This window comes from Micromonospora sp. NPDC005806, from assembly GCF_042871425.1.
In the GTDB taxonomy this organism is placed as follows: Bacteria; Actinomycetota; Actinomycetes; order Mycobacteriales; family Micromonosporaceae; genus Micromonospora.
In genome coordinates this window covers 1-23,932 of sequence record NZ_JBIAIL010000045.1, presented here as the reverse complement: position 1 = coordinate 23,932, position 23,932 = coordinate 1, and the positions used below count along the sequence as shown (strand labels likewise).

The 23,932-nt window shown below is 71.0% G+C and carries 19 protein-coding genes and 4 pseudogenes; 9 read left to right on the top strand and 14 right to left on the bottom strand.

What is annotated here, in order from left to right; translation table 11 throughout:
• Window positions 1-5 precede the first annotated feature (5 nt).
• Window positions 6-911, top strand: a complete 906-nt coding sequence (locus tag ACFYOS_RS31020; RefSeq protein ID WP_387149151.1) for a LysR family transcriptional regulator — start codon at window positions 6-8, stop codon at window positions 909-911.
• 21 nt (window positions 912-932) lie between these two features.
• Here ACFYOS_RS31020 and ACFYOS_RS31015 read toward each other — a convergent pair whose 3' ends face one another.
• Together ACFYOS_RS31015 and ACFYOS_RS31010 are read right to left on the bottom strand one after the other, a co-directional pair.
• The gene (locus tag ACFYOS_RS31015; RefSeq protein WP_387149149.1) at window positions 933-2,609 is read right to left on the bottom strand and encodes an MDR family MFS transporter; all 1,677 of its coding nucleotides are present in this window, start codon (window positions 2,607-2,609) and stop codon (window positions 933-935) included.
• Between the two features lie 91 nt (window positions 2,610-2,700).
• Window positions 2,701-3,249: a type 1 glutamine amidotransferase domain-containing protein gene (locus ACFYOS_RS31010; RefSeq protein WP_387149147.1), complete on the bottom strand. Its 549-nt coding sequence runs from the start codon at window positions 3,247-3,249 to the stop codon at window positions 2,701-2,703.
• Window positions 3,250-3,392: 143 nt separating this feature from the next.
• On the opposite strand from ACFYOS_RS31010, the gene rfaE2 reads away from it, so the two are divergent.
• Together rfaE2 and ACFYOS_RS31000 are read left to right on the top strand one after the other, a co-directional pair.
• Window positions 3,393-5,246, top strand: coding sequence for a D-glycero-beta-D-manno-heptose 1-phosphate adenylyltransferase (rfaE2, locus tag ACFYOS_RS31005; protein WP_387149144.1), 1,854 nt, complete (start codon window positions 3,393-3,395; stop codon window positions 5,244-5,246).
• A complete protein-coding gene (locus ACFYOS_RS31000; RefSeq protein WP_387149141.1) occupies window positions 5,243-6,115 on the top strand; it encodes a glycosyltransferase in 873 nt (290 codons plus the stop codon). The genes rfaE2 and ACFYOS_RS31000 overlap by 4 nt, the downstream gene beginning before the upstream one ends.
• A gap of 6 nt (window positions 6,116-6,121) precedes the next feature.
• Here ACFYOS_RS31000 and ACFYOS_RS30995 read toward each other — a convergent pair whose 3' ends face one another.
• The 3 genes from ACFYOS_RS30995 to ACFYOS_RS30985 are packed head-to-tail and all read right to left on the bottom strand — an operon-like array spanning window position 6,122 to window position 8,275.
• Complete coding sequence (locus ACFYOS_RS30995; RefSeq protein ID WP_387149138.1) at window positions 6,122-7,228, bottom strand: glycosyltransferase family 9 protein; 1,107 nt, start codon at window positions 7,226-7,228, stop codon at window positions 6,122-6,124.
• A gap of 7 nt (window positions 7,229-7,235) precedes the next feature.
• Window positions 7,236-7,772 carry an Hsp20/alpha crystallin family protein gene (locus ACFYOS_RS30990; protein ID WP_387149136.1) on the bottom strand — a complete coding sequence of 179 codons (537 nt, stop codon included), beginning with the start codon at window positions 7,770-7,772 and terminating at the stop codon, window positions 7,236-7,238.
• The gene (locus tag ACFYOS_RS30985) at window positions 7,769-8,275 is read right to left on the bottom strand and encodes a DUF2231 domain-containing protein (protein ID WP_387149135.1); all 507 of its coding nucleotides are present in this window, start codon (window positions 8,273-8,275) and stop codon (window positions 7,769-7,771) included. Before ACFYOS_RS30985 ends, ACFYOS_RS30990 begins: the two co-directional genes overlap by 4 nt.
• Before the next feature lie 166 nt (window positions 8,276-8,441).
• Here ACFYOS_RS30985 and ACFYOS_RS30980 point away from each other — a divergent pair, with 166 nt between their 5' ends.
• The gene (locus tag ACFYOS_RS30980) at window positions 8,442-9,062 is read left to right on the top strand and encodes a pyridoxamine 5'-phosphate oxidase family protein (protein WP_387149133.1); all 621 of its coding nucleotides are present in this window, start codon (window positions 8,442-8,444) and stop codon (window positions 9,060-9,062) included.
• Window positions 9,063-9,164: 102 nt separating this feature from the next.
• Window positions 9,165-9,614 (top strand): annotated as a pseudogene (locus tag ACFYOS_RS30975) (SRPBCC family protein); the annotation flags it as partial.
• Window positions 9,615-9,936: 322 nt separating this feature from the next.
• Here ACFYOS_RS30975 and ACFYOS_RS30970 read toward each other — a convergent pair.
• Entirely contained in the window at window positions 9,937-13,770 is a 3,834-nt protein-coding gene (locus ACFYOS_RS30970; RefSeq protein ID WP_387149130.1) for a S8 family serine peptidase, read from the bottom strand.
• 450 nt (window positions 13,771-14,220) lie between these two features.
• Here ACFYOS_RS30970 and ACFYOS_RS30965 point away from each other — a divergent pair, with 450 nt between their 5' ends.
• Window positions 14,221-15,141: a tetratricopeptide repeat protein gene (locus tag ACFYOS_RS30965; RefSeq protein WP_387149127.1), complete on the top strand. Its 921-nt coding sequence runs from the start codon at window positions 14,221-14,223 to the stop codon at window positions 15,139-15,141.
• 129 nt (window positions 15,142-15,270) lie between these two features.
• Here the strand turns inward: ACFYOS_RS30965 and ACFYOS_RS30960 are convergent.
• The 6 genes and pseudogenes from ACFYOS_RS30960 to ACFYOS_RS30935 form a co-directional block, all read right to left on the bottom strand.
• Window positions 15,271-15,639: pseudogene (locus tag ACFYOS_RS30960) on the bottom strand (VOC family protein); the annotation flags it as partial.
• 283 nt (window positions 15,640-15,922) lie between these two features.
• The gene (locus ACFYOS_RS30955) at window positions 15,923-16,837 is read right to left on the bottom strand and encodes a CPBP family intramembrane glutamic endopeptidase (RefSeq protein WP_387149125.1); all 915 of its coding nucleotides are present in this window, start codon (window positions 16,835-16,837) and stop codon (window positions 15,923-15,925) included.
• Between the two features lie 493 nt (window positions 16,838-17,330).
• Window positions 17,331-18,164, bottom strand: a complete 834-nt coding sequence (locus tag ACFYOS_RS30950) for an ABC transporter permease (protein ID WP_387149123.1) — start codon at window positions 18,162-18,164, stop codon at window positions 17,331-17,333.
• Complete coding sequence (locus tag ACFYOS_RS30945) at window positions 18,161-19,120, bottom strand: ATP-binding cassette domain-containing protein (RefSeq protein WP_387149120.1); 960 nt, start codon at window positions 19,118-19,120, stop codon at window positions 18,161-18,163. Before ACFYOS_RS30945 ends, ACFYOS_RS30950 begins: the two co-directional genes overlap by 4 nt.
• A gap of 29 nt (window positions 19,121-19,149) precedes the next feature.
• Window positions 19,150-19,995 (bottom strand): DUF4097 domain-containing protein, encoded by an 846-nt coding sequence (locus ACFYOS_RS30940; protein ID WP_387149118.1) that lies wholly within the window; start codon window positions 19,993-19,995, stop codon window positions 19,150-19,152.
• Window positions 19,996-20,071: 76 nt separating this feature from the next.
• Window positions 20,072-20,605 (bottom strand): ribbon-helix-helix protein, CopG family, encoded by a 534-nt coding sequence (locus tag ACFYOS_RS30935; protein WP_387149115.1) that lies wholly within the window; start codon window positions 20,603-20,605, stop codon window positions 20,072-20,074.
• 162 nt (window positions 20,606-20,767) lie between these two features.
• Between ACFYOS_RS30935 and ACFYOS_RS30930 the strand changes: the two are divergent.
• Window positions 20,768-20,938, top strand: a pseudogene (locus tag ACFYOS_RS30930) (ASCH domain-containing protein); the annotation flags it as partial.
• Between the two features lie 64 nt (window positions 20,939-21,002).
• Here the strand turns inward: ACFYOS_RS30930 and ACFYOS_RS30925 are convergent.
• Entirely contained in the window at window positions 21,003-21,590 is a 588-nt protein-coding gene (locus ACFYOS_RS30925; protein WP_387149112.1) for a TetR/AcrR family transcriptional regulator, read from the bottom strand.
• A gap of 154 nt (window positions 21,591-21,744) precedes the next feature.
• Here ACFYOS_RS30925 and ACFYOS_RS30920 point away from each other — a divergent pair, with 154 nt between their 5' ends.
• A complete protein-coding gene (locus tag ACFYOS_RS30920) occupies window positions 21,745-22,674 on the top strand; it encodes an alpha/beta hydrolase family protein (protein WP_387149215.1) in 930 nt (309 codons plus the stop codon).
• 117 nt (window positions 22,675-22,791) lie between these two features.
• Window positions 22,792-23,634: an LLM class flavin-dependent oxidoreductase gene (locus ACFYOS_RS30915; RefSeq protein WP_387149110.1), complete on the top strand. Its 843-nt coding sequence runs from the start codon at window positions 22,792-22,794 to the stop codon at window positions 23,632-23,634.
• A 68-nt stretch (window positions 23,635-23,702) separates the two neighbouring features.
• Here the strand turns inward: ACFYOS_RS30915 and ACFYOS_RS30910 are convergent.
• Window positions 23,703-23,932: pseudogene (locus ACFYOS_RS30910) on the bottom strand (low temperature requirement protein A); the annotation flags it as partial.

Here is a 23,932-nt window from a genome sequence, read left to right as displayed (position 1 = left end):
TCCCCGTGGACCTGCGTCGCCTGCGCCTGCTGCGCGAACTGGCCCGGCTCGGCTCGATGCGCCAGGTCGCCGACGAGCTGCACGTCACCACCTCGACCGTGTCGCAGCAGCTGGCGGCGCTGGCCCGGGAGGTGGGCACGGAGCTGGTCGAGCCGCACGGTCGCCGCGTCCGGCTCACCCCGGCCGGCCGCCGACTGGCCGAACACGCCGTGACGATCCTCGCCGCGGTCGACGCGGCCCGGCTCGACCTGGATCCGCGGGCCGAGCCGGCCGGCACGGTACGGGTCGCCGGCTTCGCCACCGCCGTCCGGCGCTCGCTGCTGCCGCTCACCGCCCGGCTGGCCACGGACCATCCGCGGGTGCGCCTGCGCATCCACGAGCACGAGCCGGCCGAGGCGTACGCGTTGCTCGCGGCCGACGACGTCGACCTCGCGCTGATCTACGACTACAACCTGGCCCCGCTGGCCGCGGACCACGCGCTGGAGGCCACCCCGCTGTGGTCGGCGGCGTGGCACCTCGGGGTGCCAGCGGACGCGCTGCCCCGCCCGGGAGAGGGCGCCCCGGCGATCTTCGACCGGTTCCGGGACGAGGACTGGATCGTCAACTCGCGCAACACCGCCGACGAGGTGGTCGTCCGGACCATCGCGTCGATGGCGGGCTTCGAGCCCCGAATCGTGCACCGCGCGGACAGCCTCGACCTGGTCCAGGACCTCATCGTCGCGGGACTCGGCGTCGGTCTGCTCCCCGCCGACCAGCCGACCGGGCCCGGCGTCCGCCTGCTGCCCCTGACCGGACCGCAGGCCCTCCTGCGCGCGTACGCCGTGACCCGCCGCGGTCGGGCGGCCTGGCCGCCGCTGGCGCTGATCCTCGACCTGCTCACCGCCCACGCGGGGCCGCCGCACGAACCGTGACGCACGACCAGCGGCGGCCGGTCAGAGCATCGTCTGGGACTTCGCCTCCATCTCGGCGGCGGCCTCCTCCTTCGACTCCCTGGTCAGCGGCTTCCCGCCGGGGGCGGCCGCCTTGCCGCCGAGCGGATCCGCGCCGCCGGTGGCGCCCTGCGGACCGGTGCCGCGCAGCTGAGCGTTCGGCAGGGCCAGGGTGACCAGCACCGCGAGGATGGCGATCAGCCCGGTGGTCAGGAAGACCAGGTGCAGCGACTCCACGAACGCGCTCTGGATTGCGGCCCGCACCGGGCCGGGCAGGGCGAGGACCGTCTTCGGGTCGTTGATCGAGATGTTGGCGCCGCCGCTGGCCGCCACCGCCGCCTGCTGCTGCGGCGGGAGCTGCGCGATCGCGGCCGGCAGCCGGTCGGCGAGGTGGCGGGTGAGCTGGGAGGACAGCACCGCGCCGAGGATCGCCACGCCGAACGAGCCGCCCAGCGAGCGGAAGAATGTCGCCGACGAGGTGCCCGCGCCGAGGTCCCGCGGATCCACCGCGTTCTGCACGGCCAGGATCAGGGACTGCATGCACAGGCCCAGCCCGACGCCGATCACCACCATGAAGCCGAACGCCACCCAGAGCGAGGTGGCCACCTGGAGCTGCCGGAAGAGCAGCATGCCCGCGACCAGCACCGCCGAGCCGGCCACCGGGAACCACTTGTACCGCCCGATCCGGCTCATCGCCCGGCCGGTGAGGATCGAGGTGACGATGATGCCGGCCATCATCGGCAGCATCAGCAGACCGCTGCGGGTCGGCGAGGCGCCCTTGACGATCTGCAGGTAGAGCGGGATGAAGATGATCGACCCGAACATCACCAGACCGAGCACGAAGCCGGCCAGGTTGGCCAGCGAGAAGGTGCCGATGCGGAACAGCCGCAGCGGCAGGATCGGCTCGGCCACCCGGGCCTCCTGGAGCAGGAAGAGCACCCCGAGCACCGCGCCGGCGACGAAGAGCCCGATGATCACGCCGGAGCCCCATCGGTACTGGGTGCCGCCCCAGCTCAGCGCCAGCAGCAGGCAGCTCACCCCGGCGACCAGCAACCCCGCACCGAGCCAGTCGATGGCGTGCTCCCGCCGCTGGAACGGGACCAGCCGCATGACGTGGTAGCAGACCACGATGGCCAGGATCGCCAGCGGCACGTTGATGTAGAAGATCCACCGCCAGTTCGTCTCCGCGAAGTACCCGCCCACCAGCGGGCCGGCCACCGACGACAGGCCGAAGACCGCGCCGAAGAGCCCCTGGTAGCGGCCCCGTTCCCGGGGAGAGACCACGTCCGAGATGATGGTGAACGCCAGCGTCAACAGACCGCCGGCGCCCAGCCCCTGCACGCCCCGCGTGACGACCAGCTGGGTCATGTTCTGCGACAGGCCGGCCAGCAGCGAACCGAGCAGGAACGTGCCGATCGAGAAGAGGAACACCGGGCGGCGCCCGTACAGGTCGGCCATCTTGCCGTACAGCGGAGTCGAGGCGGTGGAGGCGAGCAGGTACGCGGTCACCACCCACGAGTAGTGGTTGATCCCGCCCAGCTCGCCGACGATGGTGGGCAGCGCGGTACCGACGATGGTCTGGTCCAGCGCCGCCAGCAGCATCCCGGTCATCAGACCGAACATCAGCAGGCGGATCTGACGGGCGTGCAGCACGGGACGACCGTTGGCCAGGGCAGTCATTCCGGGTTCTTTCCCACCTCCCGCAGATCATGCCCCCGAACCACGAATCGGCGACGCGGGCGATCCGTCGCCCACGTCGCCGGCTCGATGATCAGTGCTTCCCCTCCGCGAACTCCTCGACGATCTTGGAGCAGAAGGCCAGGAGGTCGCCCGGCTTGCGGCTGCTGACCAGGCCGTGGTCGGTCACGACCGCCTCGTCGACCCAGGTTGCGCCGGCGTTGGTCAGGTCGGTGCGCAGGCTCGGCCAGGAGGTGAGCCGGCGGCCGCGCACCACGTCCGCCTCGACCAGCGTCCACGGGCCGTGGCAGATCACCCCGACCGGCTTGCCGGCGTCGAAGAACGACCTCACGAACCGGACCGCCTCCGGGTCCGTCCGCAGGAAATCCGGGTTGGCCACGCCGCCGGGCAGCACCAGCGCGTCGTACGCCCCGACGTCCGCTTCCTTCGTCGTCACGTCGACCGGGTACTGGTTGCTCCGGTCCAGGTGGTTGAAGGACTGGATCGAACCGGGCTTGAGCGAGACCAGCTCGACCCGGGCACCGGCGTTCTCCACGGCCTCGCGGGGCTTGGTGTACTCGACCTCCTCCACTCCGTCGGCGGCCAGGAAGGCGATCCGCTTGCCCTGCAATGTCGCTGCCATGGTGGTTTCTCCTCTCCCGGGGTTGCCTGAACCCGTTCCCGACACCGACGCCGCGAAACCGGACGTCGGGGGTGGCCTGGCCCGCACCGGCCGGCCGGAAGCGGACAGGTTTGGCCGGACCGGCTCGGGGGACCCCGAGAGGCATGGCAGGAGCAGCAGCGGAAGAGCGCCGGCTCGCCACTGTCGTGGAGAGCTGGCTGGGGCGTCCCGTGCTGGTCGTCGGCGACGCCATGCTGGACGAGTGGCGGTTCGCGGAGTCCGAGCGGCTCTGCCGGGAGGCCCCCGCCCCCGTCCTCACCCTGCGCCGACGCATCTCCGCGGCCGGCGGCGCGGCGAACACCGCGGTCAACGTCTCCGCCCTCGGCGGCCGGGCCGCGCTGGTGGCCCCGGTCGGCGCCGACGTGGCCGGTGACGAACTGCACGACTGCCTCGACCGCGCCGGGGTCTGGGACCGTACGGTCAACCAGCCCGGCCGGCCGACGCCGGTCAAGCGGCGGATGCTCGCCGGCAACCAGATCCTGCTCCGCGAGGACTCCGGCGACCCGGACGACGCGCTCGACGACGACGGGGTGGCCCGCCTGCTCACCGCGCTGCACTGCGCCACCGAGGAGCTGTGGGCCGCCGCGAAGGGGCAGGCGCTCACCCTGGTCGTGTGCGACTACGGCCTGGGCGCGCTGCCCGCCGCCGTGCGCGCCTGGCTGGTCGCCAACCGGGACCGCTACGCCACCGTGGCCCTCGACGCGCACGACCTCGCCGACTGGCGCGGCCTGAACCCCACCGTGGTCACCCCGAGCTTCGCCGAGGCGGCCCGCCTGCTGGCCCGGGCGGCGGCCGGCTTCGGCGGCACGACCCGTGCCGGCGCGCCCGGCACCACCGCCGGCGACCTGCACCTGGACCACCCGGCCGAGCTGGCCGACGGGCCGTCCGAGCTGGTCGTCGGCGCGGCGCCTGGCGGGGCCGGCGAGCGGCCCGCGGGCACCCCGCACCCGACCTCCGGCGCGCCCACGGCCGACCGCCCCGGCGCGTCCGCCGGCCCGACCGGCGAGCCGACGCCCGGCGAGGAGCGGGTCGCGCTGACCGTGGACGGGCTCACCGTGACCGGCACCGGCGTGACCGTGAACGCCTCGGTCGGCGAGGGCGTGGACCGGGCCGTGCTGGCCGAGTCGCGGCTGGCCGAGCTGCGCGCGCACACCGGCGCGGACGTGGTGGCGGTGACCCTGGACACCGAGGGTGCGGTGGTCGGCGGGGCCGACGGCGAGCCCCGACGCAGCCACAGCACCCCGGTCCCGGCCAGCCACGCGGTGGGCGCCGGGGACGCGTACCTGGCGGCGATGACCCTGGCCCTGGCCGCGGAGGCGAGCCTGCCGACCGCCGCCCAGCTCGCCCAGCTCGCCGCCACCATCACGATCTCCGACACCGGGACCTGCGTGTGCCGGCAGGAGGACCTGCTCGACGCGCTGGGCACCGGGCCGGAGCAGACCGACCACCCCACCCTGGTGGGCGCCAGGGAGCTGACCGCGATCGTCGCGGAGCACCGCCGCGCCGGCCGCTCGATCGTCTTCACCAACGGCTGCTTCGACGTGCTGCACCCCGGGCACGTCCGCTACCTGACCCAGGCCCGCGCGCTCGGTGACCTGCTGGTCGTGGCGGTCAACTCGGACGGCAGCGTACGCCGGCTCAAGGGGCCGGACCGGCCGGTCAACCCGGTCGAGGACCGGGCCGCCCTGCTCGCCGCGCTGGAGTGCGTCGACCACGTGGTGGTCTTCGAGGAGGACTCCCCGGCCACCCTGATCGAGACGGTCCGCCCGGACGTCTACGTCAAGGGCGGCGACTACCCGCCCGAGATGGTCCCGGAGGCGCCGCTGGTCCGCCGGCTCGGCGGCCAGGTCCGCACCCTCGGGTACGTGCCGGACCGCTCCACCTCGGCGATCATCGACCGGATCCGGGCCCAGTCGGTCACCCCGACCGTCGGTGAGGGTACGGGCAGGCCGACGTGAACCGACCGCTCGACCTCGGCACCCCGGAGCGGTTCCGCCATCCCCGGCGGCTCGACGTGCTGATCCCCACCCGCAACCGCCCGGCCGAGCTGGCGGTCACCCTGTCCGGGCTGGCCGCGCAGGAGGGCGGGTCCGACTTCGGGGTGGTGGTGAGCGACCAGTCCGACGACGGGCCGGCGTACGCGCACCCGGCGGCGGCCACCATGGTCCGGGCGCTGCGCCACCGGGGTCACCCGGTGCTGCTGACCCGGCGGCTGCCCCGGCGCGGCCTGGCCGAGCACCGGGCGTACCTGCTCGACCAGTCGGCGGCCCGGTACGTGCTGTGCCTCGACGACGACGTCTGGCTGGAACCGGGGGCGCTGTCCCGGCTGGTCACCGCGATCCGCGAGCTGGGCTGCGGGTTCGTCGGCAACGCCGTGCACGGCCTCTCCTACGTCGACGACGTCCGCCCGGAGGCGCACGCCCACTACGAGGAGTGGCACGGCCCGCCGGTCCCCGAGCGGGTCCGCCCCGGCACACCGGAGTGGGAGCGGGCGGCCATCCACCCGGCGGCGAACATCCTGCACGTCACCGAGAAGCTGCGGCTGCCGGCGGGGGCCTGGCGGGCGTACAAGGTCTCCTGGATCGGCGGGTGCGTGCTCTACGACCGGGCCAAGCTGATCGACTCCGGCGGCTTCGAGTTCTGGCGCCAGGTGCACGAGCAGCACCAGGGCGAGGATGTCGCCGCGCAGATCGCGGTGCTGGAGCGGCACGGCGGCGCGGGCGTGCTGCCCAGCGGCGCCTACCACCTGGAGTCGCCGACCACGGTCACCGAGCGGCAGGTGGAGGCCTGGGAGGCGGTCGTCGCCGACCAGCGGTCACCGGCCTGACCTTCCTCACCCCGCCAGCAGTTCGCGGGCCGCCTCGACCACCTCGACCACCGGCACGTCGGCGACGAACGAGTCCCGGTGCGGGCAGTCGCCGTCCCCGGGGCGGTGCGGGTAGATCCCTGGGGTGCAGTCGATGCCGCAGACCGGGCAGTGGGTGGTCCAGGAGGCGATCGGCCGGTGCCGGGCGCGCAGCGGCGAGGCCCCGTTGATCAGGTTGCCGACCCAGTAGACGCCCACCGTCGGGGCGCCGACCGCGCCGGCCAGGTGCAGCGGCCCGGTGTCGTTGGAGATCACCAGCGCGCAGCCCTCGAAGCAGGCGGCCAGCCCGCCGAGGCTGAGCGTGCCGACCTGCCGGCGGACCGGCACGCCGGCCGCCGCGACCACCTCGTCGACCGTCTCCTGCTCGGCCGGCGTGCCGGTGACCAGCACCTCGTACCCGTCCCCGGCGAGGGCGCGGGCGACCTCGCCGAACCGCTCCGGCGGCCAGCGTCGACGGGTGTCGGTCGCGCCCGGGTGCAGCGCCACCCGGCTCCGGGTGGGCTCGCCCAGCACCTCGCGGGCCTCCGCCCGGTCGGCGTCGGTCACCGGCAGGGCCGGCATGATCGTGGTGGCGGGCGCGCCGACCAGGGCCGCCACCTCCAGGTAGCGGATCACCTCGTGCTGGTAGTAGACGTACCGGATCCACCGGTCCAGCGGCGGCGCGTCCTCGGCCCGCAGGCCGGCGGCGACCCGGGCGCCCAGCCCGGCGACGACCGGGTTGGAGTTGGCGCCGCCACCGTGCAGCTGCAACGCCAGGTCGAAGCGTTCCGTCCGGCACGCCGCCAGGAAGTCCGCCAGATCGGACGGTGCCTCGTCCGGGCCGGCGTCCCGGATGCCGGGCGCGGGCGGGACCACCAGCACTCGGTCCACCGGGCCGGGGCGAGCGCGCCAGAGCTTCGCGTGCCACGGCGCGCCGAGCAGCACGATCTCCGCCGAGGGGTACGCGGCCCGCAACGCCTCCAGCGCCGGCAGGACGAAGATGAAGTCGCCGAGCGCGTTCGCCCGCAACACGGCGATCCGCTCCACGTCGGGGACGCGCTCGCCGACCGGGCCGAGCACGGACGGGGTGGCCACCCGACCCCTACGGCCGGTCGATCTCGTCGACCGTGGTGTCCGGGTGGTGCAGCTCCCGGTCCGCGGCCGGGTCGGCCAGGGTGCGCGTACCCCCGGGGGCGGCCCGCGGCCCGGTGCGCCCGACGGTGATGGTGCGCGGCGCGGGCCGGACCGCCCGGGGCAGGCGTACCCGGAGCAGGCCGTGGTCCATCACCGCGTCGATCCGGTCGGGGTCCACCCGGGACGGCAGGTCCACCCGGTACTCGAAGCCGCGCGTCTCGAAGCCGCCCGGGATGCCGTGGTCGGCGTTGACCTCTGCCTCCGACCGGGCCCGTACGCACAGCTCCCGGTCGTCCAGCTCGACGGCGACCTCCTCCGGCGCCACGCCGGGCAGCCGGACGATCACCTCCCAGCCGTCGGCGACCTCGGTCAACTCGACGTCGGCGCTGCCCGAGCGGCCACCGACCAGGCGGCTCAGCTCGGACCGCAGCGACTGCAGCTCACCCATCGGGTCCCAGCCCTGCTGGCGCCCACGCCAACCCCGACCGCCGCTGTGTTCCGTCATCGCACGTCTCCGATCCGCTGGTGAGCCGAGGGGGGTCGCAGCGAGCTCGGGGCGTTCAGGTCGTGCTCCGGGTCCACGCCGACGCCGAGCCGGTCGACCAGCTCACCGCCGAGCCAGGCGCTGACGCCGAGGATCGCCACGGCGACCACCTCGATGGCGATCAGGGCACCCCCGGCGGCCCGGGACTCGGCGTTGAGCCGGACCACCCACACCGCGGCGAAGAGCAGGATCACCGCGACGTTGGCGGCGGCGTGGGTGAGGCCGACCCGCTTGGCGCGGGTGCCCGTGGGCAGGGCGAGCAGGTCGACCGAGCCGGCCACCGCGGCCAGCAGGCCGCCGATCAGGCCGACCGCGATGTTCCAGTACGCGACCTCGCCCAGGAAGTCCGGCCCGCCCACCGTGTCGACCACGTCGAAGATGACCGCGGTGACCAGGAGCGCGACGGGAAACATCACCAGCATCGGGTGCACGGGATGGCCGAGCACCTTCAGTCGGCTCTCCATCTCCGCCTCCATCGGTCGCGTCCGGGCGCGCTGCGGATTGGGCCCTACCCACCCGCTCCGGGGGCAAACCTCGCGTACGACGCGCTCCCCTAGGCTGACGATGACGGAAATCGACCGGACGCGCGCCGGAATCGCCGTCATGGTCAACGGACGGGGGAGGTCGTACGTGGCGACGCAGGAGATCACCACTGCCGAGGAGCTGGCCGATCTGCTGGGCACGCCGAACCGGCGGGCGCGGGACAAGGAGCGCCAGGTGCTGCACGCGCGGGACCGGGAGTGGCTGGCCGCCTCGCCGTTCTGCCTGGTCGCCACGGCGGGCGCGGACGGCAGCTGCGACGTCTCCCCGAAGGGTGACCCGCCCGGCTTCACGCTGGTGCTGGACGAGACGACCATCGCCATCCCGGAGCGGCCCGGCAACCGGCGGGCCGACGGCTACCGCAACATCCTGGCCAACCCGCACGTCGGGCTGATCTACCTGATCCCCGGGCGGACCGACACGCTGCGGATCAACGGCCGCGCCCGGCTGGTCCGGGACGCGCCGTGGTTCGACGACATGGTGGTCCGAGGGCACCGCCCGGTGCTGGCGGTCGAGGTCGCGATCGAGCAGATCTTCTACCACTGCGCGAAGGCGTTCCTCCGCTCCGAGCTGTGGCGGCCGGAGACCTGGCAACCGGACGTGCTGCCGTCCCGGGCCCGGCTGGTCAAGGAGGTCGAGGCGCCGACGGAGAACCTCGCTGATCTCGAGCGCCACTACGGCCCGGACTACGTGAAGACCATCTACGTCTGACCGTTCCTCCCCCGCCGCCCCGTCCGATGTGCACCGATCCGGTTGACGGCGACTTCCCGGGGTACGGATTCCAGTGGGGACGACTGAACGACGAGGAGGGTCCTGACCACGAAGGTCGAGAAGTCCATCGAAGTCAACGTGCCGGTGAGCACCGCGTACAACCAGTGGACGCAGTTCGAGGAGTTCCCCCGGTTCATGGGCGGTGTGCAGGAGGTACGCCAGCTCGACGACCGGCGGATGCACTGGATCGCCGAGATCGCCGGCGTGAAGCGCGAATGGGACGCCAAGGTCCTGGAACAGGTGCCGGACCGGAAGGTGACCTGGGCGGCCACCAGCGGCGCCACCAACGCCGGCGCGGTCTACTTCCAGCCGATCGGCGCCGACCGCACCCAGGTCCGCCTCTCCCTCGAGTACGAGCCGGAGGGGCTGGTCGAGAAGGCCGGCGACAAGCTGCACATCGTCGAGAAGCGGGCCGAGTCCGACCTGGAGAACTTCAAGTCGTACATCGAGGGCCGGGGCGTCGAGACGGGCGCCTGGCGCGGCACCGTCGACGAGGGCCGTACCCTCGGCACACCCGGCGTGGAGAACGCCGCCGGCTCGATCGGCGACGACGGCAAGGTCGGCGTCTCCGGCAAGGCCGTGGCGGCGGGCGCGGCGGCCGCGGGCGCGGCGGCGGCCGGTGCCGCCGCGGTGGCCAAGCACCGCAAGGACGGCGACAAGGACGCCCGCTGACTTTCACCTCCCGGCCGGAGCGAGCCCGGCGGGCCGGCCCGTGCCGTGCCCGTCGGGCTCGCTTCGTTTACGCCGGCCCCGGAAAGACGGCGGCTCCCCCGCCGCGTCGCGACGGGGGAGCCGGTCGGAGATGCCGACGAGGTCAGCTGACCTTGAAGCTCCGCCGCGGGCTGTAGCCGGCGGCGTGGTCCGTGTCGGCGGGCTTGTACACCCGGTAGTAGTAGGTGCCCCGGCTGGTCGGCTTGATGGAGAACGAGTAGGCGCTCGACGACGAGAGCGTCCTGCTCGTGATGTTCTTCCATGAGGTGCCGACCAGGCGCTGCAGGTAGACCGTCTGACCCGCGTGGCTCGGCGAGACCGAACCGGAGAGGGTCACCGTGCCGCCCAGGGCGAACGAGGTCTTCGACAGGTTCCCGGTCACCAGGGTGGCCACGGTCACCGTCCGCAGCGGGGTGACGCTACCAGTCAGGCTGCTGGAGCCCCGGTAGAGCCACTCGTAGCTGACGCCCTTGGCCGGCTTGTGCGTGTACGTGAGCGCGCCGCCGGTCCCGCTGGTCACCGTGGTGATCAACGTGTACGACGAGGCGCCCTTGTACTTGCCGTACAGCTGGACGGGCAGCCCGGCGAGGCCGGCGCCGGTGTCCTTGCGGACCAGCTTGCCGGTCAGCGTCACCGCGCCACCGTAGGTCAGCGCGGTGGTGCTGCTGCCGATCGTGACGCCGGTGCCGAGCATCGTCAGGATCGGCGCCGAGCTGTACAGACCGGACCGGTCCCGCACCCACACCCGGAAGGTGTAGGTGGTGCCGGCGACCAGGCCGGTGGCGGTGGCGGAGCTGCCGGCGCCGGCGTACACCGCGATGCCCTCGCTGACCCGGGACGGCGCGGTGGTGCCCGGGTTCGCCCGGATGATGACCTGGTCCAGGTCGGTGATGTCCGGCAGGGTCCAGGTCAGCGTCGCCCCCGCGAGGGCACCCTGCGCCTTGAGGCCGGTGACCGCCGGCGGCGCTACGTCGACCGTACGGAAGGTGGTGCTGAACTTCTCCGTCTGGACGGCGCCCGCGCTGTCCTTGACCCCGCTGACCGCGATCCGGTACGGCGTGTTGTCCTGCAGTGCCGCGGTCGGGGTCAGGGTCACGGTGTCACCGCTGACCGAGAGGTCGGCGGCGATGTCGGCCCCGGTACGGCCGTTGACCAGGCGCACGGTGGACGAGGTCACCGAGGCCGCGTCCACGTTCCGGGCGAAGGTCACGCTCGGCGTCGCCGTGAGCGGCACCGCGGTGGCGAAGTCGGCCGGGGCCACGTCGCGCGTCCCGAGCCGCTCGCCCACCGGGCTCGGCTGGGCACCGTTGTACGCCACGACCAGGCCGTAGTTGTAGTTCGCGGTGACGACGTCGATCTTCTTGTCACCATCGATGTCGCCGAGCGCCATGCCCTGCACGGGGGTGTGGGTGGCGTACGGCATGGCGGAGAAGCCCGGCGCGCCGAACGAACCGTCCGCCTGCTGCGGGAGGACGGCGACCGAGGTGCTCTGCAGCGTCACCACGTCGTTGCGGCCGTCGCCGTTCACGTCGGCGGCCTCGATCGGCTCGGGCAGGTCGCCAGCCGGGAACAGCTGAGGCCCGGCCAGGGTGCCGTCCGTGTTCTGCCGCAGCACTGCGACGTTGGCGGCCGGCCTGTTCAGGTACAGCGTGGCGACGACGTCGGCGCGGCCGTCGTTGGAGACGTCGGCGACCTCGATTCCCTCGATGCCCCAGGTGCCGGTGTAGACCACGTGGTCGGTGCGGTTCCAGCCGGCGTCGGTGTGGTGCCAGACCCGCACGGTCTTGTCCAGGAAGCCCACCACGTCCAGGCGGCCGTCACCGTCGACGTCGCCGACCTCCAGCTCCGGGCTGGCCTCGGCGTCCACCGACGAGACGGTGAAGGTGTGGTCCGCCTCCTGGGTCAGCAGCTTGACTCCGTCGCTGGTGACCACCAGGTCGGTGTCGCCGTCCCCGTCGAAGTCGGCAGCGGCGATGGTCGAACTGTTGGGCGTGCCGGCAATCGTGCCGGTCGACTCCAGCGTGCCGCCGGCGGTCTGCTGGAAGAGCTGCACACCCGCGCCGGTGGTCAGGGCGACGTCCTGCTTGCCGTCCCCGTTGGTGTCGAGCACGGCGAGGCCCGGGGACTCCCCGTACTGCAGGCCGGTGGCGTACTTGACCGGCGCGGCGAGCGTGCCGTCGGGCTGCTGCGCGTAGACGAAGAGCTTGTAGTCGTTCGCGTCGTCGAAGTAGAAGGTGGTCGCCATCACCACGTCGTTGCGGCCGTCGCCTGTGACGTCACCGATGGCCACCGTGCTCGGCCACGAGCCGGTCGTCTTCGCCTGGTAGGGCCCGAACATCGGCGCGGTGGCGCTGGCCAGCGACAGGGTGTAGGCCCGGGTGTCGAGAGCGCCGTTGTAGTTGCGCACCGAGACGTAGTAGGTGCCCTTGTCGATCTTGGCGGAGACCTTCTCCGGACCGCCGGCAGCCGCCGTGTCGGACTCGCCGACCAGGCGCAGGTTGCTGTCGTAGACCGCGAGGACCGGGTCGACGTTCTGCGACAGGTTCATGTCGTACCCGGGCGGGGTCACCGTGACGTCGACGGCCTTGAGGCTGTCGACGGAGAACTTGTACCAGTCGACGTCGCCCTCGGCACCGATGGTGCCGGTGACCGAGGCACCGAGCGCGGCGGCCCGGGCCGGCACGTCGTTGGGCTCGTTCGTGCCCAGGGACGGGGCCGGGAACTCCGGCGCCCAGCTGCCGCCGACCGAGGCGTACGCGTCGAGGATGCCGTAGCCGTAGTACGGGTCGACACCGCGCGGGCCGGCGTCCCGGGCGTTCTTGCGGATCCAGGAGAGGACCTGCGCCGGGGTCAGCGACGGGTACATCGTCCGCACCAGCGCGGCCGTGCCGGAGACGATCGGGGCGGAGAAGGAGGTGCCGTCGCCGATGTAGTAGTCCGTGCCGAGGCCGGTGGAGACGATGCCGGCGCCGGGAGCGGCGATGTCGATCCAGTCACCGTACGAGCTGAAGTCGGTGAGCTTGCCCGAGGCGTCGGTCGCGGCGACCGAGATGACCTCGGAGTACGCCGCCGGGTACTGGGCCCGGCCGTCGCCGTCGTTGCCGGCGGCCACCACGACCACCGCACCCTTGCCGGTCGCGTACTTGATCGCGTCGTGCAGGGCGGTGTCGTCACCCTCACCGCCGAGCGACATGTTGATGATCTTGGCACCGTGGTCGGCGGCCCAGATGACGCCCTCGGTGACGTCCGAGTCATATCCGGAGCCGTCGGCGCCGAGGACCTTGACCGGCATGATGCGGGCGGTCCACGCGGCGCCCGCCACGCCGATTCCGTTGTTGGTGTTGGCCGCCGCGATGCCGGCCACCATCGTGCCGTGGCCGTTGTCGTCGGCCGGCAACGCACTCGGGGTGATGGCGTTGTAGCCGGTCACCGTCCGGCCCTTGAGGTCCGGGTGGTTGACGTTCACGCCAGTGTCGACCACCGCGATGATCTGGCTGGTCGAGCCCTTGGTCCGGTCCCACGCCTGGGGCAGCCGGACGGTGTTCAGGTAGGACTGGTCACCGTAGGTGTACGCCGGATCGTTCGGCGCGACGGTGGCCGTGCGCTTGTAGTCGAGGCTGACGCTGGCGACCGCCGGATCCTTGCGCAGGCTGCGCATCAGGTCGGCGGCGGAGCCCGCACCGCGCACCTTGACCCAGCGGGTCCCGGCGATGGCGGAGCTGCTGCGGACGTCCTTGCGGGAGAGGACGCGGTCCTTGGCGGACTTGGCGGCGTTGGACTTGAAGCGGACCAGGACGCCGTTCGGGTCGAACTCGCGGTCCTTCAGGTCACGCGGACGTTCCGGCCGCGGCAACTGCTTGGCGCTGAACTTGTGGTCGGGCGACTGGGCGGCGTAGGCCAGGTACGCGGGTGGGACGAGCGCCCCGGTAACGGCCAATGCGAGCGCAGCCACCGCCGAGCGGCGGAGTGGCAAGGGAACCCCCGTTATTAAGGGATGTAGAAGACCGCAGCCAAGATCGTGGGCGTGCGGGCGATCGCAGTGTGCCAGAGCGGCAGCCGCGACACCAGCGCCAAACGGGTGTGTTCCTGCTGTCCGAATGCGCCGGTCGACGTACCCCCAAATGCGATGGCTGTCATGGTCCGGTCGTGACCGAGGCGGAGTACGACACCCTGCAGACCGGGTGGAACAGCGCCAGTGGTCGACCGCGCTGCGGGTAATCACCCTGGGCTGCAACGTGGTCCTGGACTGGGGAACCTCGGTGGCTGCGTCCTCACCGACGGCCAGGTCGCAGTCGTAGCGGCACGCCAGACTCCCGCATTCACCGGCGTCGCAGTCGTGGGTGATACTTCCTTGCCCGCTGATCAAGCGGGGACAAGGAGCAGCCGCATGGAGCCGCAGTCTGGACACGGCGACGATGCTGTCGCACGTGCGCGTGAGCTGGTTCTGGCCGAGCAGTTTGAGCCCGCCATCGCACTGCTGCGCAAGCATCTGACGACGCATCCGGACGACGGCGTTGCCTGGCGCCGCCTCGCCGGCGCGTTGATTGGGCTCGGCCACCATCCCTCAGCGGTCAAAGCGGCCGGTCGAGCAATCGAAGCCAACCCCGAGGATGTGGCGGCCTACCGCTACCGGGCGCTTGCTCGTCACCTGCTCACTAGGGACCGGGAGTCGTATGCCGACGCAAAGCGCGCGGTGGAGCTTGCACCCAATGATCACGAGGCGCTGAGCCTGCTTGCCTGGAACGTCCTCAGAGTCGATCGCGACGCGGCCCGGCTCAAGGAGCTTGTCCAGCGGGCGCTCACCGTGAATCCAAGCAGCCCAGCTGCGAGGGGCGCGGTCAGGGGATACCGAAGGATCCACCGCCGCACCATGGCGGCTGCGGTACTCCTTGCGGCCCTCCCGCCCGGGGTGATGCTGCTGTTCCGTTGGCTCGTCACGGTAGACACCCTCAGCTCGGACGACGCTCGCTGGGTGATCTGGGCCGGTGTTGTCGCCTTGGCCGCCAGCTTTGTCGGCACCCTGCTCGGGAGGCCGGCGCCCGGCGCGCTTCCGTTGCTCACGCTGCCCCAGGTAGTGGCAACGATGAGCGCCGCCGGAATCATCGCGGCAGGTGCGGGTTACGGTGCCACTCGCGGAGTCCTAGCCGCAGCCGCCCTTGGCCTGGCCTCGGCCGCGATATCGGGCTTCTTCGCGTTCTCGCTATACCCTCGCGGCGCCCGGGGTGGCCGCGTGCCAGGAGAGTCTACGAATGGCCGTAGATCGTCTAGCCGGATGCGTCACGCACGTCCCGAGACTGATCTGTCCTGAGACCCGACAACGCCGGCAGCCGGCTTGATCGGCTGGTGCCTGGCGGGATCTCGCGGACGCAGCCCGGCAGGAGTCCAACCAACCGGCGGCAGACTCATGAGCTGGCGGGGCCTGTTTCGTCAGGTGACGGACCAGGCAGAACGGATGCCCTGCGGGGTCGGCAAAGATACGCCAGCTACGCCCACCCGCTCCCTCGTCCAGCACGGTTGCCCCCAGGGCCAGCACCTGCTCCTGGGCGCGGTCCAGGTCCGCAACACCGAAGTCCAGGTGAAACTGCTGAGGCCGGGATGGATCGGGCCAGAGCGGCGGTCGGTAATCCGCCGCCCGCTGGAAGGCCAGGACGAGGCCGGACGGCGTGTGAAGCGTCGCCCAGTCGTCGCTGAGTGCCCATCGCTGATCCCGCTGATTGACGGCACCGCCGAGGAGAGCCTGGTAGAACTCGGCAAGTTCCGCCGGGTGGGAGCAGTCCAGCACCACACACTGCAGGTCGGCGATCACGGGCCGATCCTAGACATCGCGCACGCCCTGCTTCTTGGCGTATCGGTGATCGATGCGCGGCGACCTCCGGTTACGTGAGGTCAGCGGCAGGCCTCTGGCCGGACATGCAAGGGCCTATGGAGCCGCCGGGCGGAATCGAACCGTCGACCTACGCATTGCGAGTCGGCTCCCGGCTGCTGGTCCACCGCCAGGTCCTCGCTGCCGATCTGACGTCAGGGTCCGCGATCGTCCGCTCGTGCTCGCAGGTATGGCTGCTCGCTTGGCTGCTCGGCAGACTGCAGGATCAGGTACCTGCCGAAGCTGCCTGCTCCGTGGCGCGGGACCGGTCTGTAAGCACGGCGTCGTTCCTGGTGTTGTCGGTCTCGTCAGCCGGGGTGAGGATCGCGGTCACCGCCGCGCCGCGGTCGAGCAGGGCCTTGCGGTTCACCACGGCCACAACGACTGCCGTCGCAACGAACAGCCACATGTCCCACGGTTGGGCATCGGGCCAGACCGGGTTGTTCATCTGGGCGTGGAACAGGAACGGCACCAGCAGACTTCCCCGTGCGGCGTTGAACATCGGCGTGAGGATGACGCTGATCGCCACGACGCCGAAGAAGAACGGCCAGAACGCCCACGCGGACTGCTTCGTTCCGCTCAACAGGAACGCCGGCGTGTGCCAGAACGCCACCACCAGGCCGAGCAGCAGCCCAGCCCACAGCGGCGAGAACCGCCGCTGCAGCAGCGGCAGCGCCACGCCCCGCCAGCCGAGCTCCTCGATAGGGCCGATGAACAGCATCGCCAGTAGGGCCGGCAGCACGGCGTACCACGGTGAGAAGGGGAACGGGTCGGCCAGGTTGCCCGTGATCGCCGCTCCGACGTAGAACACCGCGGGCATGCCAATCAGCAGCACCAGCCACCACGACAGCGACATCCGCCACAACCTAAAGCGACGGAAAAAGCTGCCCAGGCCGGACAACCCGTAGTGGCGCCACACCATGAACACGCCCACGATCCCGGGTGCGTAGACCAGGAAGATGAACACCGGGTTGGTGTAGCCCATCGGCCCGAAGATCGACTCGACCTTCGCCTGGAACAGCACGTACAGCATGCCCATACCCCAGGACAGAGCGAACGTCGCGAGGAAGAAAGTGCGGAGCGAGCGGAAAGTCAGTCCCGCCGCCCTCGGCTCTGCTGTGTTGCGCCTGCGCATGTTCATGCCACTGCTCCCCGGGATCATCGCTCTTCGCCCGATGCCAGGTACGACGCAGGCAGGCCGGCCAACCCTCCGAGCAGGTGGGCGTCACCCGCGCCCCGGGCCAATGAACGGGTGCTCGAAGTACTACCAGCCATCGCGGTGGAGAAGAGCATCAGCGGGCGATGCCAACCCATCGCCCTGCGCAGTGCGGCGTTCATGGTTGCCTTTCTAGATCAATTGGACGTGGTCGGCCTGCGTGCCGTCTGCATCCAGGGTTCCGCTGGGCGCGGCGCGCGGGCATCGGGACCTACCCTTGATCGGCCCCTGATTTGCCCCTGACCTGGGGTTTTCGCTGCCTCCGGCGGCCCGGCAGCGGTCCCAGAAACAACTCAGGAGCCCTCGCGTGAGGGCTCCTGAGACGCTGTTAGCTCTCGTCGGGGTGGCCGGATTTGAACCGACGACTGCTCGCGCAGGCAGCGCTGGCCGAACTGAGGTAGGGGACGGTGGTGCCTGGTCAGGACTCGCGGTTGAACAGTCGTTTCGACCAGAGGTAGCCGCCCAGCGCGATGACGACGCACCAGACGAGCGCGATCCACGCGTTGTTCCCGATCGGCTTGTCCATCAGCAGGCCGCGCAGGGTTTCGATGATCGGCGTGAACGGCTGGTACTCGGCGAACCAGCGCAGACCGGCCGGCATGGAGTCGGTGGGGACGAACCCGCTGCCGAGGAAGGGCAGCAGAACAAGCGGCATGGGCAGGTTGCTCGCGGTCTCGACACTCTTGCTCACCTGGCCGAGTGCGACGGACAACCAGACGAGTGCGAAGGTCACCACCACCAGGAAACCGGCCGTGGCGAGCCACGCGCCCAGCCCGGCGGTGGGCCGGAAGCCGACCAGCAGCGCCACGCCGATCACGATCGCCAGGCTGAACATCGCCTGGATCATGCTGCCCAGGACGTGGCCGGTCAGCACCGAGACGCGGGCGATGTGCATGGTGCGGAACCGGGCGATGATGCCTTCGGTCATGTCCATGGCGATCGAGATCGCGGTCCCCTGGACCGTGGCCGTCACGGTCATCAGGATGATCGCGGGCGCCACGTAGTTGGCGTACTCGGCGCGCCCGCCGGTCGCGCCGCTGTGTAATGGCCCGCCGAGCCCGGCGCCCAACGTGCCGCCGAACACGTAGACGAACAGCAGCAGGAAGACGACGGGCATCCCGACGAGCATCACGGTCATCGACGGGTACCGCAGCATGCGCTTGAGGTTGCGGCGCAGCATCGTCGCCGAGTCGCGTAGCGGATGGAAACGGAGGTCCGCCGGAGCCGGGCCGGTGAGGGCGTGGGTGCTCATCGAGTGGTCACCTTCTCGTTGGTGGAGTTACCGGTGAGGGCGAGGAAGACGTCGTCGAGATCGGGGGTGTGCACGGACAGCTCGTCGACCTCGATGGCCCGGTCGTCGAGCCGGCCGATCAGGGTCTTCAGCGAGCGCAGGCTGCCGTCGCTGGGCACCCGCAGGGCGAGCGCGTCGTTGTCGCGCGAGGCCTGACCCAGCACGCGCATGGCCGCGTCAAGGCCCTGCGGGTCGGCGAACCGCAGGCGAACGTGTCCACCGGGGATGCGGCGCTTCAGTTCTTCCGCGGTTCCCTCCGCGACCACCCGGCCGCGGTCGAGGACCGCGATCCGGTCGGCCAGCTCGTCGGCCTCCTCCAGATACTGCGTGGTCAGGAAGATGGTGACGCCGCCGGACACCAGGTCCCGGACGATCTGCCACATGTCCCGGCGGCTGCGCGGGTCCAGTCCGGTGGTCGGCTCGTCGAGGAAGATCACTTGCGGGCTGCCGACCAGGGTCATCGCCAGGTCGAGCCGCCGCAGCATGCCCCCGGAGTAGGTCGATGCCGGCTTCCTGGCCGCCTCGGTCAGGTCGAACTGCTCGAGCAGCCGGGCGGTGCGCAGCCGGCCGTCGCCCCGGGCGAGGTGGTGCAGATCCGCCATCAGCCGCAGGTTCTCCTCGCCGGTGAGCAGCTTGTCCACTGCGGAGAACTGCCCGGTGACGCCGATCGCGGCGCGCACCGCGTCCGGCTCGCGGGCGAGGTCGTGCCCGGCGATCTGGACGTCACCGGCATCGGCACTCAGCAAAGTGGACAGAATCTTGACCGTGGTGGTCTTCCCGGCGCCGTTCGCGCCGAGCAGCGAGAAGACCGTTCCCCGTGGCACGTTCAGGTCGAGGCCGTCGAGCACGACGTGGTCGCCGAATGATTTCCGTAGCCCGGTTGCGGTGATCGCCGGCCGGGATTGCGTGATGCTCATGGTTCCCTTTCTCCGGGGCTGGAAGTGGATCAGGAGCGGTGGATGGTGATGTCGCCGTAGGAGGTGCGGCCGCGTACCTCGACGGTCTGGTCGGCCTGGTCGGGCCGGGTGGTGTTCTCCATCAGGTTGCGCACGTGCCCGAATCCGGTGTTGACCTCGAGCCAGGCGGCGGTGCCGTCGGCGATGCCGATGTCCAGGTCGCCCATGGCGGTGCCGAGGACGACCGAGCCGCGGACCACCTCGCGGAGGCGGATGCTGCCGTTGGAGGTCTTCGCGTCGACGCCGGCGCCGGCCCGCTCGACGTGGATGTCGCCGTTGGCCGCGCGCACCCGCACGTCGCCGGTGACCGCGTCGATCGTGGTGTCGCCGTTGGAGTTCTTGACCACCGCGGTGCCGTCGACCTCGCCGATCTGGACCTTGCCGGAGCCGGTGGAGATCTCGGCATTGCCCGTGATGCCGTCGGCGGTGACGTGACCGGCCGACGTGGCCAGGCGCAGCGGGCCGGTTCGTTCGAGCCGGACGTTCCCGGCGGAGGTCTTGAGCCTGCACTCCCCAAGCCGACCGGCGCAGCGGATGTCGCCCACCTGCATGTCGGCGGACACCTGGGAACCGCTGGGGAGCTCGATGGACACGTCGACCGACCTGGTCTTGCGGGAGAAGTCGAAAACGCGCGCCTTCGGACCGGTGACCCGGAGCATGCCGTTGGTGTAGTCGACACGGACCTGCTGAGCGGCTTTCACGTCGGACTCGTCGGCTTCGTCGCTCGGGCGGACCTCGACGACGGTGTCGGTCCGGTCGCTTGCGGCGATCCGCACGTCGCCGACGCCGAGTTCGAGCGTGACGGAAATCGGTTCGGGCGTTTCGTAATTTGGCATGGTTGTCCCCGCATCATGGGTAGGTGAGCCGTCCCCGCAGGTCGGGGACGCGGTGTGAGGAAAGCGAGCGGTGCGGTTAGCGCACCCAGCCGGTGAAGCGCTGCTGGGTCCGTTTCCCGCCGCCGCGTGGCTCGGGACGCTGATCGCGATCGGACCGCTGCAACCCGGCAGCGGCGGCCCGGACCAGCCAGGCGTTGACCGAGCGCCCCTCCTTGGCCGCAGCCTCCTCGATCGCGGCCTTGAGCTGCTCGGGCATGCGTACGTTGATCCGCGCGGCGGGGCCCTCCTCGGCGATCAGCAGATCGCTGTCCGGCGCGCCGTCGATCGTCGCCGCAGCGCCCCCGGCCGCGAGCTCGAGCGGCTCGGCGGGTGGCGCGGTCACGACGAAGCTCGGATCGCGTCCGCGCAGGCGCAGCTCCACCGAACCCGGAGCCAGGTCCCGGGTGATCTCATCGGCGGCGGCGGACAGCGCGTCCAGCAGCGTCATCCGGATCGCCGACTCGAGCGACCCGGTCAGGCGCTCGACCAGCGCACGTGCCTCCTCACCGCCGGCTTCAGCAAGCGTGGCGAACTCACGTCCGAGGTTGCTCACATACGAGGTCAAGTCCATGGTGCCATGGTGGCACATGTATGGCACATGTGCAAGCCATGTTGGCTCACGGGAGGTGTCATGTTGGCGCCGCCTGACGCGTCCGGATGAAAGAGCGCAGGTCAAGCGTGGGTAGGGTCCTCTGCAAGGCTCCCGCGAGGATCAGAGCCCCACGGCACGGTGGTGGTGGACTCGGAGGGCCGGCGCGTCGCGGTGATCGAGCTGACCAAGGTGCGGGTCGTCCGGCTCGCCGGTGTCGATCTGCAACATGCCCTCGACGATGGCGAGGGAGATGAGTCTGTGGCGCAGTGGCGGGCCGGGCACGAGGCGTTCTGGCAGAGCGAGGAAGTGCGCGACGTCCTCCTGCACCACATGCCCCTGCCAGCGCGCCGTCACCTGGGTACTCGCGGTTTCCTCCCTAGCGGAGGCGCAGTCCTGCGATGAGCAGTCCGACCATGCGGCGGGCGTCGTATCGCGGGTCGCGGCCCGCGCCGATGCAGAGGTTGCCGACGCCGCGCATCAGTTCGTAGGCCTCTACGTCGGGGCGGATTTCGCCAGCCGTGGCAGCAGCGTCGAGCAGTTGGCCGCATACGGGGACGAGGCGGTCGAGGAAGTAGGCGTGCAGGGTCTGGAAGGTGGCGTCGTCGGACTGCAGCGCCTCGGCGAGGCCGTGCTTGGTGACTAGGAAGTCGACGAAGAGGTCGATCCATCGAGCTAGAGCGGCGTGCGGTGTGCTGCTGTCCGCCAGCAGGGCCGGACCGGCCTCGGCGCAGGCCTCGACCTGGTGCCGGTAGACGGCGACGATGAGATCGGCTCGCGTGGGGAAGTGGCGGTAGATCGTGCCAACACCGACGCCGGCCCTGGCAGCGATATCGCGTACCGGCGCATCGACGCCGGAGTCGCGGAAAGCCGCTGCGGCCGCGTCGAGCAGGGTCTGCTCGTTGCGCCGGGCGTCGGCCCGTTTGCGCGAGGCTGACGCCCCCGATCGGCTGTCGATGTCGGCCACTGCGCCGTTACCTCCGTCACATCGCTTGGTAAGCGGAACCATGTTCCGTATCGTTCTAACGGAACGCGGTTCCGCTTGCTCATGATGTCAGGGCAGGCGCCCCATGTCCAAGCCGCGCATCACCAACGCGGTTCACCCCTCAAGGAGAAACACGATGCCCCACTCCGATGAAGGCGTCGGCGCGCCCACCCCGGTCGTCTCGGTCAGTCCGGTGGTGCTGCCGGCTCCAGGCCGTGGCGACGACCTGCAGGTGCGAGTGTCGGCCCCCACGACCGGGCACGAACTACCCGTCATCGTCTTCTCACACGGCTTCGGCTGGTCGATGAACGGCTACGCCCCGCTGGTCGACTTCTGGGCGGCCCGCGGCTTCGCGGTGGTTCAACCCACGCACCTCGACTCCCGGACGCTGAACGTCACGCCTGACGACCCCCGCTACCCCGACATCTGGCGTTTCCGCGTCGCGGACCTCAGGCACATCCTCGACCAGCTCGATCTCATCGAAGCCGCCGTTCCCGGTCTGCGTGGGCGCCTCGATCGAAGCCGCATCGCCGCCGCCGGACACTCCTCGGGTGGCCAGACGGCGAGCATGCTGCTGGGCGCGCGAGTCCTCGGCGCCGACGGCGTCCCCGGCGAGGACATGTCCGATCCGCGGATCAAGGCGGGCGTGCTGCTGTCCACGACCGGCACGGGCGGAGCCGACCTGAGTCCGTTCGCCGCCGAGCACTTCCCCTTTATGAGCCCGAGCTTCGCGGATATGACCACGCCGGCCCTCGTGATCGCGGGCCTAAAGGACCAGTCGCCGCTGTCCGTCCGGGGGCCGGACTGGTTCGCCGACCCGTACCACCTGAGTCGCGGCCCCAAGAGCCTGCTCACCCTCTTCGGGGCAGAACACTCCCTTGGCGGAATCGCTGGCTACGCCGTCACGGAGACGACCGACGAGAACCCCGAACGCGTCGCCCTGATCCAGCGGCTCACCTGGGCCTACCTGCGCAGCGCGCTCTACCCCGCAGACGCCAGTTGGGCCGCGGCGACCGCCGAGTTGACCAACAGCACCGATCCAATGGGCCGAATCGACTCCAGGTGAAGCGCGCGCACCGCGCCGGTGCGGACTCGCATGGCTACCACGGGAAGAAGATCACGGACGGAAACGAAAGGACTGACGGCCCCTATGCCGCACACAACCCGGCCCCGCTTCGGGATCATGACCGCGCCCTCACAGGTCGATTACCACGACGTCCTGCGGGTCTGGCGCGAGGCAGACACGATCCCGCAGATCGAGCACGCGTGGCTGTTCGATCACCTCATGCCGATCGGCGGCGACCCGAACGGGCCGACCTACGAAGGCTGGACCCTGCTCTCGGCCCTCGCCGCACAGACCCGGCGACTGCGCCTCGGTCTGCTCGTGACCAGCAACCGCTTCCGACCGCCCGCAACGTTAGCCAAGATCGCCGCGACTGTCGACATTGTCTCCGGCGGGCGGCTCGACTTCGGTATCGGTGCGGGTTCACGACCCAGCCACCCCCTGGCCCGCCGCGAGTACGAGGCACACGGCCTGCCCTTTCACGACCCGGCATACGCCGTGGGAAGCCTCGCCGAGGCGTGCACGATCATCCGACGGTTGTGGACCGAGGCCGAACCGTTTGACTTCCACGGCACCTACCACCGTCTCACCGGAGCCTTCGGCAACCCGAGACCCATCCAACGCCCCCACCCACCGATCCTCATCGGCGGACGCTCGGCCGCCGTGCTGCGCGTGGCCGCCGAGCACGCCGACGTGTGGAACATCCCCGGCGGCGACATCGACGACGCGGCCGGCCGCAGCGCACTACTTGACCGCTACTGCACCGAGATCGGGCGCAACTCCGCCTCGATCACCCGCTCGATCCAACTGCCCGTCTCCTACAACCAGCCCAGCATCACCAGAGATGCGATCGGCAAAGCGATCGATGCAGGCTTCCAGCACATCGTCTTTGGACTGCCCGCGCCCTACCCCGCCAACGTCGCCCAGTGGGTCACCGACGAGCTCATCACTCCGTCGGCCTAAGAATGACGAAGCCGATTGATTCTCCATCGTCTGTGGACCTCTTGCGGACTGGATGCGGACCGCCTCTGCTAGGCGGACGGGGACGGGGCCTCCGGTGGCCGGCCGGCGGCGCGTCGAGCGTCCGCAACGGCTACCCCGAGCAGCACGACGGCAGCGGCGATGGCGGCGAGCAGCGGCGGGGCGAAGAACAGCGGCGGCGCCAGCAGGACCAGAGCGGCGATGCCGACGAGGCGGCGCACGGCGAGCCGGTTGAAGACGACCCGTTCCAGCCGACTGCGGCCGAACAGGAAGAGCGCCG